Raw genomic sequence first — 13295 nt, forward strand, 5'->3', positions numbered from 1 at the left:
AAATATCAGACGAATCATTTGGCGGCAACACCAATTTTCTCTCATCCCTACCATCATTCAACATTTATCATCATGAAGACGAGTAAAGCCATACTTATATTTCCGCATCAACTCTTTAAGACGTCTGAAATTCTAGAGTTAGACCATCCTGTTTATCTTATTGAAGCTTTTTTATTTTTTAAACAGTATAAATTCCACAAACAAAAAATAGCCTTTCATAGAGCTTCCATGAAAGCCTATGCGGCATTTTTAAAGGAAAAAGGCAAATCGGTGACCTATATTGAGGCCACTTCCGAACGTTGTGATGTAAGAGCCTTACTCCCTCAACTCATTGAAGAGGGCATCAAAGAATTCCATATTATAGATCCCACAGATAATTGGTTAGAACAACGCCTACGTAAAGCTGCCGAAAAGGCTAGCATAACATGGTATAACAATCCGCTATTTATAAATTCTAAAGCCGATTTAGAACACTTTTTTAAGCCTTCTAAAAAGAGTTTTTTCCAAACTACATTTTACAAACAACAACGCAAAAAACATGATCTCCTTATGGTTGGCAAGGAACCTGAAGGGGGCAAATGGTCTTATGACAGTGAGAACCGAAAGAAATACCCCAAAGATAAAACGCCACCAAGCATTAAGTTTCCAGACTCCACAGCGTTTCACAAAGAAGCAAAAACCTATGTAAACACCCATTTTAAAGAGCATTATGGCCAACTGACAGATTTTAGCCTCTACCCTATTGATTTTACAACTTGCGAGGCTTGGTTAGACCAATTTTTAGAACAGCGCTTTCATGAGTTTGGTGTTTATGAAGATGCCATTGTAAAAGAAGCCCATTTTTTAAACCATAGTCTTCTGTCACCACTCATAAATGTGGGTTTATTAAAGCCTCAAGACGTTATTGACAAAGCTATAGATTATGCTAAAACAAACCATATACCTCTGAACTCTACAGAAGGTTTTGTGAGACAAATTGTAGGCTGGCGCGAATTTATAAGAGGTATCTACGAACTTAAAGGCAACGAAGAACGCACAAAGAACTTTTGGAATTTCAACCGAAAAATTCCCGATTCCTTTTATAAAGGCACTACAGGGATTCCTCCCATAGACGACCTGATTAAAAAGATTTTAAAAACAGGATATGCCCATCATATTGAACGCTTAATGTTATTGGGCAATTTTATGTTACTCTGTGAATTTGATCCTGATGAAGTGTACCAATGGTTTATGGAACTTTTTGTGGATGCCTATGATTGGGTGATGGTTCCCAATGTTTATGGCATGGCACTTTTTGCAGATGGTGGCCTTATGGCAACGAAACCCTATATTAGCAGCAGTAACTACATTTCAAAAATGAGTAACTACCCTAAAGCCGATTGGCAACCCATTTGGGATGGTTTATTCTGGAGGTTTATAGATAAGCAAAGAGCGTTCTTCTTAAACAACCCTCGATTAGGCATGCTTATTAGTACTTTTGACAAAATGTCGCCTGAAAAAAAAGAACAGCATTTAGATACCGCAGAATGTTTTATTGATGCACTTTAAACTCAAATGCCTCATCGTATTGTTTCTAAGCATGAAAACCACTTTAGAGTTTTAACTCTCTTAAAATGATCCTTCCAAACATCATTACGAGCTAGCACTCTCAAACCTATAGCGATAAGCACTTAACCCGTTATGAAATATGAGCATCTTTATAAGCTAAAATCCCTTTTACTACTGTGCTCTCCTAACGCTTAGAAATTGCTTTTTGGCTATTGAAAGTAATAGTCGTATAAAACGACTAAGACCGTAAGATGTTTGTGGAGGATCTCACTAAGAAATACCCATCATAATTAAGTGTTAATTTTTGTTTAACTTTTTAATATTTAAATTAAACATTTTGTACATTTGAGTAGTTATGATTTTAAACACAACACATTACAACGCTGAACATAAGCAGATCATTTCAGACTTAATTGGCAGACCTTTTAGTTTGGTACAAAAGTTGAGAATGAAAGGTATAGGCTCTAAGCGTATGATTATTGATGAGGTGAGTCCTAACATGAAATCCTTAATGAATAAAGTTTCTGATATCAATTATGCCAATATAGAATTAAGACCAAAGGGTATTGTGATTAGGATTAATAAAGGATTGAAAAATTTCACTTGGGTTATTCCCTACTATCAATTAGTACTTTATAAAACTAATGGATCTAGTATACATGCTCAAGGCCGATTCGTTCATTTTAGAAACAGTAAGACCTTCAAGGAAAATAAGAAATTCTTTGATAAACTATTAGACTTAAAAGTCCGTTATGATCTTACCTATACCATGCCGACCGATATATGAATTTAGAACCAAGAACCGTAGACCGTATTATAGAAATGGCCTGGGAAGATAGAACGCCCTTTGAAGCCATCTCTTTTCAATTCAAATTAAAAGAACAAGACGTGATTCAATTAATGCGAAGAGAATTAAAACCCAGTAGCTTTAGATTATGGAGAGCACGCGTACAAGGCAGAGCCACCAAACATCTTAAAAAAAGAACATTTGATAAAGGCCGCTTTAAATGCTCGCGTCAAAAAAGTATATCAAATAACTCTACTTCTAAACGTTAACCCGTGCTTTGATTTAAGGTAGGAGTCCTTAAATACAGCACATTAAAAAGATTTTATGACTTTAAAAGCCACTTCTCAATTAACGGAAACCACCTTAGAAAGCTTTTCTTCGGATGCTATCGGTGACGATCATTTATTTACTAGCCTAGACACCCCAATGCGAGCGAATGCTTTTGAGATGTCTCATGAAGACAAGAAAGACCGCATTTCATTATTATTTTCAGAAATTATGGATGTCCTCGGATTAGATTTAACCGACGACTCCCTGAGTGGCACTCCAGATCGGGTGGCAAAAATGTATATTGATGAAGTTTTTTCGAGCTTAGACCCTAGAAACAAACCCAAGGTATCGCTCTTTGATAATAAATACCAATACCATCAGATGGTGGTAGAGAAAAACATCACGTTTTATTCGTATTGCGAACATCACTTTGTACCTATTATAGGAAAAGCGCATGTAGCCTATAAATCATCAGGAAAGGTTATCGGACTGTCTAAACTTAATCGTATTGTACAGTATTACGCCAAACGTCCGCAGGTTCAAGAACGTTTAACCAACCAAATAGCCCATGAACTTAAAACGGTTTTAGAAACCAAAGATGTGGCTATAATTATAGATGCAAAACACTTATGTGTAGCCTCAAGAGGTGTTAAAGATGACGCTTCGGCTACCGTAACCACCTATTATGGCGGTGAATTTAATACACCTTCAAAAATTATTGAATTACAAAATTATATAAACCATTAAGCTATGAAAACAGTAGAAAAAGCTTTAGAATTTGAAAATAGAAAATTCTCATTTAAAACCACTAGCGATCGCATTTTAGCGGCGCGAGAAGCCAAAGATTTAATCTTAGAAATCAATGAAATTTATAAGAAAAAGAAGGACGCTCAACTTATGGATTTAATGAAGCGCCTAACGATGATTAAACAGAAAATTGAAAAAAGATTAAAAGGACGTCCATTAACAGCCTCATAAGTATGAAAAGACTTATAGTTATTGGAGGAAGTCGTGGAATTGGTAGCGCTATTATAAAGGCATCCCTATCGGTCTATGATGAGATTGTAAATATCAGCAGAACGGCTCCTGAAGTCAATCATGCTAATGTAACGCATTACACCTGTGATATTTTAAAAGATGATTTACCCGATATTGCGAGTGCCGACGGCTTAGTCTATTGTCCGGGAAGTATTAACTTAAAACCAATCAATAGACTAAGTTTGGAGGACTTTAGGACGGATTTTGAAATTAATGTGCTCGGGGCAGTTAAAGCCATTCAGCATTACATTCCGGCTTTAAAGACGGGGAACAAACCTTCTATTGTTTTATTTAGTACGGTGGCCGCAAAATTAGGTATGCCATTTCATGCTAGTGTTGCAGCTTCTAAATCGGCTATTGAAGGACTTACTAAAAGTTTGGGGGCGGAGTTAGCGCCAACGATTAGGGTTAATGCCATTGCCCCTACGGTTACCGATACGGACTTAGCGTCTAAATTACTTCGGAATGACCGTATGATGGACCAAATGAAGGAACGACATCCTTTAAAGAAGTATTTACAACCTGAAGAAGTGGCACAAATGGCCGCATTTTTACTTTCTGATGCCGCAGCATCCCAATCTGGACAAGTTTTCGAAATGGATTGCGGAATTGTGAGTTTTAAACTTTAATTGCTTAAATTTAAGCAATCATCAATTAAAATCCTTAATCATATGATCTCCACGGCAACATCGGCCTTTTATGATATTAGTATTAATAATTTACAAGGCGCCCCCATAGACCTTTCCACATTAAAAGGAAAAAAAGTACTTATTGTTAATGTAGCCTCAAAGTGTGGTTTTACGTCTCAATATAAAGACTTACAGAAACTACAAGATCGTTTTAAAAACCAACTTGTAGTTATGGGTGTTCCTTGTAATCAGTTTGGCCATCAAGAACCGGGTGCTCCTGAAGAAATTCGAGAGTTTTGTGATGTAAATTATAAGATTAATTTTTTAATGACCGAGAAAATTAATGTTAAAGGCGAAGAACAGCATCCGCTTTACCAGTGGCTTACCGATAAAACCTTAAACGGAAAAAATAGCTCAACGGTAAAATGGAATTTTCAAAAATACCTTTTAGATGAAGACGGGCAGCTTATAGATCATTATTATTCCATTACTAATCCTAGCAGTTCTAGGATTGTAAAACATATAGAATAACCCCCACAGTAATCCGAATAGGATCTCGCAGGACCATTCAAGGCGTGGATATAAAAATAAGGATTCATTTTAACCTTTAAAATTACCGTATAAATTGAAAGCAAAATATCTGTTTATTATATTTCTTATTCTCAATTTTGGTGGCCTTGCAATAGGTCGTTATTTTATGGGTGATGAAGTTTCAGGTGTTTGGTACAGCCAATTAAACAAAGCACCTTGGACACCTCCGGGGTGGGTATTTGGTGCAGCTTGGTCATTAATTATGCTCTGTTTTTCGATCTATTTAAGTTATTTATTTAGCATTAGAAATTCAAAAGTGGTCGTTTTTGTGTACAGCTTAGCGCTCCTCCTTAATGTGTTATGGAATTACCTCTTCTTTCATTTGCATTATGTCTCTTATGCCCTCATCAATATTGTCTTACTCACTATTGTAATCATCTATTTCTTTTGCACATTTGGAGATGAAAAATTATACCGCTTTAAGTATTTATTGCTGCCTTACATCTTATGGCTTTTTGTAGCGATCTCCTTAAACACCTACGTGGTTTTATACAATTAAAAACTTCAGTGGGCACTTTATTAATCCTTCACATCGTTTTTAATGCCATTATATTCCTATGAAAATTTATACCTTACACAAAAAGCAAAAGCTCCCTATTACAATGGATCAAGCTTGGGATTTTTTATCAGATCCGGCTAATCTAAAAATTATCACACCAGATTATATGGGCTTTCATATCCTTTCGGGGGCAGATAGACCGATGTTTCCTGGTCAAATTATTCAATATATCGTTACTCCAGTGTTGGGAATAAAAACCAAATGGGTCACTGAAATTACCCACATTAAAGATCATCAGTATTTTGTAGACGAACAACGCTTTGGGCCTTATGCCTTATGGCATCATAAGCATTTTATAAGAGAAATTGATGGTGGTGTAGAAATGGAAGACCTTATAGACTACAAACTTCCCCTTGGGGTATTAGGGCAACTCGCCCACCCGATACTTGTACAACCAAAATTGAATGAAATTTTTGAATACCGGACTCAGAAATTAGAAGCCTTATTTGGGACGTTTAAGGGTAAATCATAGACATTTAATTCAGCTTTATAAATTATAATAGCAAACACAGTATCAAAGTAACTATGAGTAAAAAAGTAACTATTTTTTGGTTTCGACGCGATTTAAGATTGGATGATAACCTTGGGTTTTACGAGGCCTTAAAAGGAGAACATCCTGTTTTACCTATTTTTATATTTGACACGAACATCTTGAAAGAATTACCTAAAGATGATGCACGTGTCACCTTTATCCACCAGACCTTACAGACCATGAGGCAAACACTACAAGACGATTACAACAGTAGTATTGCCCTCTTTAATGCTGAACCTGAAGCTGTATTTAAACAACTCCGTAAAGACTATGATATTGCTTCGGTCTATACCAATCACGATTATGAACCGTATGCTACGGAAAGAGATGAAGCTATAAAAACGTTTTTAAACGCTCACGACATTGCTTTTAAAACCTATAAAGATCATGTTATTTTTGAAAAAGACGAGGTCGTAAAAAAGGATGGGGATCCTTATTTGGTTTATACCCCTTATATGCGCACCTGGAAAGAAAAGTTCAAGAACACCGACCTCAATATTTATTATACCAACTCCGTTCTTAACAACCTTATTGCACATAGCCGTCTCCCCAATTTAAGTCTTGCCGATATCGGCTTTGAAACATCATCACAAGAGATCACGCCTTATACGGTGACTCCGACTTTAATTCAGAATTATGAAGATCATAGAAATTTTCCGGCTGAAGATGCCACATCGCACCTAGGGCCACACTTACGATTTGGCACTGTAAGCATTCGTAAAATGATAAAGAAGGCGATTTCTGAAAATAATGAAGTGTTTTGGCAGGAATTGATTTGGCGTGAATTCTTTATGCAAATACTCTGGCACTTTCCTGAAACTACCACCAAGGCCTTTAAACCAAAATACGACCGTATAGAATGGCGTTATAATGAAGACGAATTTAAAACCTGGTGCGAAGGTAAAACCGGTTATCCTTTAGTCGATGCTGGAATGCGACAACTGAACGCTACAGGATTTATGCACAACAGAGTGCGTATGCTTGTGGGCAGTTTTCTATGCAAGCACTTGCTTATGGATTGGCGCTTAGGTGAAGCTTATTTTGCTGAAAAATTACACGATTATGAAATGGCTAGTAATGTTGGCAATTGGCAATGGGTGGCCGGTTGTGGTGTTGATGCGGCACCCTATTTCAGAATATTTAATCCTACAACCCAGATTAAAAAATTTGATAAAGACCACGAGTACATTAAGCAATGGGTTCCGGATTATCAAGAGCTGAGCTACCCAAAACCTATGGTAGACCATAAAGAAGCAAGAGGACGCTGTTTAACCACCTATAAAGCAGCCTTAAACTAAAGCTTCAAAAGCCATCTTAAAGATGAGTGTATTCGATTTTAGCTTAGGTTTTGTATTAAGTTATCGCCCTGATCCGAACTATCGATTCTTGAGTAAATTCAGAATCTAACATTAAATTATAACCCATAAAAAAAACGCTTTAAGGATTTCCCTAAAGCGTTTTTTATATCAATTGTATGATATTAAAAAGGATTAATTTCCCTCTACACGTTCAATTTTAGCACCAATAGCTCTTAAACGTTCATCTATATTTTCATAACCTCTATCAATCTGCTCAATATTATGAATGATTGATGTTCCTTTTGCCGATAAAGCGGCAATTAATAAAGAAACCCCAGCTCTGATATCTGGTGATGTCATCGTGGTTGCTTTTAATGTGGATTTAAAATCGTGACCAATAACCGTTGCACGGTGCGGATCACAAAGAATAATCTTAGCGCCCATGTCAATCAATTTATCGACAAAGAACAAACGACTTTCAAACATTTTTTGGTGTACAATAGCACTTCCTCTTGCTTGGGTTAATACCGTTAAGATAATACTCAATAAATCTGGAGTAAATCCAGGCCAAGGCGCATCAGAAATGGTTAAAATAGAGCCATCAATAAAATTCTGAACCTCATAGCCGTCGGTATGTGCTGGGATATGGATATCATCACCTTGACGTTCTACGGTAATTCCTATTTTTCTAAAGACACTAGGAATCACGCCTAAATCGTCCCAACTCACATTGGTGATGGTTAATTCACTCTTTGTCATTGCAGCAAGACCAATCCAACTTCCAATTTCAATCATATCCGGAAGCATACGATGTTCGGTTCCACCAAGAACTTCAACACCTTCAATGGTCAGAAGATTAGAACCAACACCAGAAATTTTAGCTCCCATACGGTTCAACATCTTACAAAGTTGTTGCAAATACGGTTCGCAGGCTGCGTTATAAATGGTTGTTGTTCCTTCTGCCATAACTGCCGCCATAACAATATTAGCGGTTCCTGTTACAGAAGCTTCATCTAAAAGCATATACGTTCCTTTCAGCTTATCTGCTTCTACACCATAAAACAATTCTTCTCTGTTGTAGCGAAACTTTGCACCTAAGTTAATAAAGCCTTCAAAATGGGTATCTAAACGACGACGACCAATTTTATCACCTCCTGGCTTAGGAATATACCCCTTTCCAAAACGCGCTAATAAAGGCCCAACAATCATAATAGATCCTCTTAATCCTTTACCGTCTTCCTTAAATTCTGGTGACTCTAAATAGGCTAAGTTAAGATCGTCTGCTTTAAACGTATACGACCCTTTCCCTAATTTATTGATTTTAACCCCAAGCTTTTTTAATAAAGCGATCAGTTTGTTAACATCAATAATATCTGGAATGTTATCTATTTTTATTTCCTCTGCAGTTAATAAGACTGCACATAAGATTTGTAATGCTTCGTTTTTGGCACCTTGAGGCTGAATTTTCCCTTTTAAACGGTGGCCTCCTTCAATTTTAAATGTACTCATTCCTTCTTAGTAACGTTTTCTGTTATTAGAGTATTTCTTCTTGTTTGTGGTATTGCTTTTTTTACTAGAGTTACTTTTACTCCCGTATTTAGATTTGGTACGCATTAAACTACTCGCGTCACTAAGATCTTCTTTGGTGTTCTTAAGGTTAATGTTCCCTCCAGAAAGTTCAAATAAGTGATCATAAATCACATCATCTTCCACAGTATCTTTATTCCAATTTAGGAAACATTTTTTCATATGATTCGCAATTGTAAAGGTCAAGGCTTCTTTAAGTTCTCCTTCCTCCCAACTCACTGCCACATCGATCATTGTTTTTATATTATTCCCATAAAAACGATATTTAGGATGATTTTGCGGATATTTTAACGGCTCTGGTCGCGCTAAAATTTCCTCTTTAGAAGGCATACCATAAGGGGCATCAACGTCTATGTCAAAATTGGCCATTATAAATAACTGATCCCATAACTTATGCTGAAAATCAGGCACGTCTCTAAGGTGCGGCTGCAAATTCCCCATTACAGAAATGATTGCTTTTGCCACTTTATTACGCTCTTCTTTAGTTTCGCGCGATTTGGCATGATTAATCATCTTTTGGAGATGACGTCCGTATTCTGGAATAATTAAATGCTCGCGCTCTGTGTTGTATTCTAAATCGTCAATCAAAATTATAAAATGTAAAAAATGTGTAGTGTCTAAATCGTTAAAACCCGTAGTCTCTAGGTTTGGTTGCAAAGTACAAAAAAATACCTAGCCTAAAAGGAATTTACAAGGAAATTACGCCTTCTACGTTTTCTGCGACCTCTTTGTATTTTGCAATTACAGCTTCTGGGTCTTTCATTTTAACGTTTATAGAGACACTTGTGTATTTCCCATTTTTAGATTCGGTGGTCGTTATAACGGCTCCAAGGTTATCAAATAAGGCATCGATATGATTGACTCCTGATCCCGCTGTAAGCACAATAAATTTATATAAGTATTCCGATGGCCATTGGGCCGTATCGTAAAGTTGAGATTTTAATTTGTCGTAAAACTCGTCTGTTTTTTTAGAATTATCCATATTGAAATTTTTCAGTTGTAAAGATACGCTTAACTTTACATTTTTATATTTTATTTTTATATCAAAAATATTGCCAATTTGAATCCAAAGAAAATAGTTATTGCCGGAGGGCCTGGAACAGGGAAAACCACGCTTATAAATGAGCTAAAACAGCGTCAGTATGTGTGCTATGATGAAATATCGAGACAAGTGACCTTACAAGCTAGAAAAGAAGGTATTGAACAACTTTTTTTAACCGAACCTCTACGCTTTAGTGAGAAACTTTTAGAAGGAAGAGCCCAACAATTTAGAGATGCTGACAAAGAGACCGATCCCCTTGTCTTTTTAGATCGTGGCCTACCCGATGTCATTGCTTATATGGATTATATTGGAGATCGCTACCCCGATCATTTTGTGGCAACCTGTGAAGCCCATAAGTATAATGCCATTTTTGTTTTAGCACCATGGCAAGACATTTTTACAAGTGATAGCGAACGTTACGAAAGTTTTGAAGAGGCCATTGAAATTCACAATCACTTATTACAGACCTATAAGCGTTTTGGTTATCAATTAATTGACGTCCCTTTTGGAAGTGTAGATGCTAGAGTTGATTTTATTCTAGGCGCTTTAAATACATAAAAATGCATCCTTTAGAAGTATTAGAACGCTATTGGAACCACACCTCCTTTAGACCGTTTCAGGAAGACATTATCAACTCGGTTTTAAACCGAGAAGATACCTTTGCACTGCTCCCAACCGGAGGAGGGAAATCGGTATGTTTTCAGATTCCGGCTTTAATACAAGATGGAATTTGTATTGTGGTCTCTCCTTTGATTGCCTTAATGCGCGATCAAGTCAATACTTTAAAGGCCAAAGGCATTAAAGCCATTGCGCTAACTTCTGGAATGTCTTATAAAGATTTAGACACCCAACTAGACAACTGCATTTACGGGAATTATAAGTTTCTCTACCTCTCTCCTGAGCGTTTACAACAAACCTTAGTGCAAGATCGTATACAGCGTATGCGGGTTAATTTAATTGCTGTAGATGAAGCCCATTGTATTAGTCAATGGGGTAATGATTTTAGACCCGCTTACAAAAACATTACCATTTTAAGAGAAATGCATCCCCATGTAAATTGTATAGCCCTTACGGCTACGGCTAAGCATACAGTGGTGGATGATATTGTTGAAAATCTTGACTTTATTAATCCTAAGATTTTTAAGGCTTCTTTTGCGAGACCTAATATTTCTTATCAGGTGATGCATGCGGAGGATAAGCTGTATCAGTTAGATTATTTATTGAACAACTACCCTGGCGCTTCTATTATTTACGTTAGAAATCGCAGGGCAACCACCAATATTGACAATTATTTAAAATCGAAAGGCTTCTCCTCTACCTTTTATCACGGCGGAATTACGAATAAAGAAAAACAAGACCGCTTATACCAATGGAGCCATGGTCAAACCCGTATTATGGTGGCTACTACCGCTTTTGGAATGGGTATTGACAAGGCCAACGTGCGTACCGTGATCCATTTTAATTTGCCAGAGAGTCTAGAGAGTTATTATCAAGAAGCAGGGCGTGCTGGCCGAGATGGACAATTAGCACATGCTTTTGTTTTAAAACAAACTATAGATGAAGATCATCTGCGCAGTCAGTTTTTAGGGACCTTACCGTCCGTTAAATTCGTAAAAACAGTTTATAACCGCTTGTGCAATTATTTTCAAATATCATATGGTGAAGGTGAAAATACCATGCATCAATTCGATTTTAGATCGTTTTGCAGCCATTACAAGCTTAATACAAGCATGACTTATAACGCCCTGTTGTTATTAGACCGAAATGCCATTATTACCTTAAACCAAAATTATAATTTTAGAACCAAAATACAATTTATCACCACCAACACGGTCTTGTTTCAATATTTAGAAAGACATCTCGATTTAAATATTTTAGTAAAGGTTTTGTTACGCACCTATGGTGGTATTTTTGATTATGACACCAAGGTGAATCTGAACTTAATTGTTTCAAAAGCAAAACTTTCAGAAAAACAAGTCATTGCACAGTTACAACGCTTAGAAAAAGATGAAGTCATCCGCTTACAAATGGCCGACACCGATTCCGAAGTGACCTTCTTAAAACCTCGAGAAGACGATATTACCATTAATCCGATTGCCAAAACCATTAAGCATCAGCATACCTTAAAACACCAGCAAATAGAATCGGTTATTCGCTACATAAAAAATGATCAGGTATGCAAAAGCCAACAACTCCTTCATTATTTTGGAGAACCGAGCAAGACCCCTTGTGGAATTTGTTCCGTTTGCAAAGCTAAAACTGCTACGACACCGCCCACAGCAACAACGCCTTTAGAATTACAGATCACAAAGGCTTTAGCGCAACAAGCCTTATCCTCGCGGCAATTATTACAACAACTAGAGTGCTCTCAAGAGCACTTATTAGAAGCATTAAAAAGGCTCTTAGCCTTAAAAAAGATAAAATTAACACACGCTAACACCTACATATTAGAATGACAGACCAACGCGACTTACGAATTGTATTTATGGGCACGCCCGATTTTGCCGTAGCGACTTTAAAAGCCCTTATAGACCACAAGTATAATGTGGTTGGCGTTATTACAGCGCCAGATCGCCCTGCAGGACGCGGTCAGAAATTGAGAGCTTCCGCTGTAAAAGAATTTGCCGTAAAGGAAGGGCTCAATATTTTACAACCTACCAACCTAAAAGCAGAATCGTTTTTGGAAGACTTACGTGCCTTAAACGCCAACTTGCAAATTATTGTAGCGTTTAGAATGCTCCCTAAAGTGGTATGGCAAATGCCCGAATATGGTACGTTTAATCTGCACGCGTCATTACTTCCACAATACCGAGGTGCGGCCCCAATACATTGGGCGATTATAAACGGGGAAACCCAAACCGGTATTACCACATTCTTTATAGATGAAAAGATTGATACAGGAGCGGTTATTATGAGTGATGCCGTTGTTATAGGTCCTACCACAACGGTTGGAGCCCTGCATGACACTTTAATGATTAAAGGAAGTGCCTTGGTTATAAAAACGGTTGAGCAGATTGAAAACCAAACGGTGACTACCACAGTACAACCGCAGACAGACGATTTAAAAACAGCCTATAAGCTGAATAGAGATAATTGTAAAATTGACTGGAGTTTACCTATAGACACGATTTACAATAAGATACGCGGATTAAACCCATTTCCTGCGGCTTGGTGCTTCTTAGAACAAAACGAATCAAAGCCTTTATCGGTTAAAATTTATGGCGTAGAAAAACTAGAAGCTGTTCATAATTTTGAAGCGGGTCAATTATTTGCAACTAAAGACACGTTAAAGGTAGCCTGCCAAGGGGGATACATTAACCTGTTAGAAATTCAGCTCCCAGGAAAACGAAAAATGAAAGTTAAATCATTATTAAATGGGTTTGAATTTTTAGAAGGCGCAAAACTCTCGTAAAC

Annotated in this window: 16 protein-coding genes; 13 read left to right on the forward strand and 3 right to left on the reverse strand. The window is 37.0% G+C overall.

Annotated elements, in window-relative coordinates:
* Positions 1-72 precede the first annotated feature (72 nt).
* The 10 genes from DFQ08_RS09535 (at position 73) to DFQ08_RS09580 (ending at position 7252) form a co-directional block, all read left to right on the forward strand.
* Positions 73-1548, forward strand: coding sequence for a cryptochrome/photolyase family protein (locus DFQ08_RS09535; protein ID WP_114309799.1), 1476 nt, complete (start codon positions 73-75; stop codon positions 1546-1548).
* Positions 1549-1903: 355 nt separating this feature from the next.
* A complete protein-coding gene (locus DFQ08_RS09540) occupies positions 1904-2335 on the forward strand; it encodes a hypothetical protein (RefSeq protein WP_114309800.1) in 432 nt (143 codons plus the stop codon).
* The gene (locus DFQ08_RS09545) at positions 2332-2604 is read left to right on the forward strand and encodes a TIGR03643 family protein (protein ID WP_114309801.1); all 273 of its coding nucleotides are present in this window, start codon (positions 2332-2334) and stop codon (positions 2602-2604) included. Before DFQ08_RS09540 ends, DFQ08_RS09545 begins: the two co-directional genes overlap by 4 nt.
* Before the next feature lie 55 nt (positions 2605-2659).
* Positions 2660-3352, forward strand: coding sequence for a GTP cyclohydrolase I FolE (gene folE / locus DFQ08_RS09550; RefSeq protein WP_114309802.1), 693 nt, complete (start codon positions 2660-2662; stop codon positions 3350-3352).
* A gap of 3 nt (positions 3353-3355) precedes the next feature.
* Positions 3356-3583 (forward strand): hypothetical protein, encoded by a 228-nt coding sequence (locus DFQ08_RS09555; protein ID WP_114309803.1) that lies wholly within the window; start codon positions 3356-3358, stop codon positions 3581-3583.
* 2 nt (positions 3584-3585) lie between these two features.
* Positions 3586-4272 carry an SDR family NAD(P)-dependent oxidoreductase gene (locus tag DFQ08_RS09560; RefSeq protein ID WP_114309804.1) on the forward strand — a complete coding sequence of 229 codons (687 nt, stop codon included), beginning with the start codon at positions 3586-3588 and terminating at the stop codon, positions 4270-4272.
* Positions 4273-4314: 42 nt separating this feature from the next.
* A complete protein-coding gene (locus DFQ08_RS09565; protein WP_114309805.1) occupies positions 4315-4803 on the forward strand; it encodes a glutathione peroxidase in 489 nt (162 codons plus the stop codon).
* Between the two features lie 94 nt (positions 4804-4897).
* A complete protein-coding gene (locus tag DFQ08_RS09570; protein WP_114309806.1) occupies positions 4898-5362 on the forward strand; it encodes a TspO/MBR family protein in 465 nt (154 codons plus the stop codon).
* A gap of 58 nt (positions 5363-5420) precedes the next feature.
* The gene (locus DFQ08_RS09575) at positions 5421-5894 is read left to right on the forward strand and encodes an SRPBCC family protein (RefSeq protein WP_114309807.1); all 474 of its coding nucleotides are present in this window, start codon (positions 5421-5423) and stop codon (positions 5892-5894) included.
* A gap of 53 nt (positions 5895-5947) precedes the next feature.
* Complete coding sequence (locus DFQ08_RS09580; RefSeq protein ID WP_114309808.1) at positions 5948-7252, forward strand: cryptochrome/photolyase family protein; 1305 nt, start codon at positions 5948-5950, stop codon at positions 7250-7252.
* 192 nt (positions 7253-7444) lie between these two features.
* Here DFQ08_RS09580 and murA read toward each other — a convergent pair whose 3' ends face one another.
* The 3 genes from murA to DFQ08_RS09595 all read right to left on the reverse strand — a co-directional run bounded on the left by murA (position 7445) and on the right by DFQ08_RS09595 (position 9821).
* A complete protein-coding gene (gene murA, locus DFQ08_RS09585) occupies positions 7445-8761 on the reverse strand; it encodes a UDP-N-acetylglucosamine 1-carboxyvinyltransferase (protein WP_114309809.1) in 1317 nt (438 codons plus the stop codon).
* A gap of 6 nt (positions 8762-8767) precedes the next feature.
* The gene (locus DFQ08_RS09590) at positions 8768-9427 is read right to left on the reverse strand and encodes a DUF4290 domain-containing protein (protein ID WP_114310175.1); all 660 of its coding nucleotides are present in this window, start codon (positions 9425-9427) and stop codon (positions 8768-8770) included.
* Positions 9428-9527: 100 nt separating this feature from the next.
* The gene (locus tag DFQ08_RS09595; RefSeq protein ID WP_114309810.1) at positions 9528-9821 is read right to left on the reverse strand and encodes a DUF493 family protein; all 294 of its coding nucleotides are present in this window, start codon (positions 9819-9821) and stop codon (positions 9528-9530) included.
* 78 nt (positions 9822-9899) lie between these two features.
* Between DFQ08_RS09595 and DFQ08_RS09600 the strand changes: the two genes are divergently transcribed.
* From DFQ08_RS09600 to fmt, 3 genes are read left to right on the forward strand one after another with little or no spacing between them, the layout of a single operon-like run.
* Positions 9900-10439: an AAA family ATPase gene (locus DFQ08_RS09600; protein ID WP_114309811.1), complete on the forward strand. Its 540-nt coding sequence runs from the start codon at positions 9900-9902 to the stop codon at positions 10437-10439.
* Positions 10440-10441: 2 nt separating this feature from the next.
* Complete coding sequence (locus DFQ08_RS09605; protein WP_114309812.1) at positions 10442-12337, forward strand: RecQ family ATP-dependent DNA helicase; 1896 nt, start codon at positions 10442-10444, stop codon at positions 12335-12337.
* Complete coding sequence (gene fmt / locus DFQ08_RS09610; protein ID WP_114309813.1) at positions 12334-13293, forward strand: methionyl-tRNA formyltransferase; 960 nt, start codon at positions 12334-12336, stop codon at positions 13291-13293. The genes DFQ08_RS09605 and fmt overlap by 4 nt, the downstream gene beginning before the upstream one ends.
* Positions 13294-13295 lie beyond the last annotated feature (2 nt).

This window comes from Winogradskyella arenosi (assembly GCF_003337305.1).
In the GTDB taxonomy this organism is placed as follows: domain Bacteria; phylum Bacteroidota; class Bacteroidia; order Flavobacteriales; family Flavobacteriaceae; genus Winogradskyella; species Winogradskyella arenosi.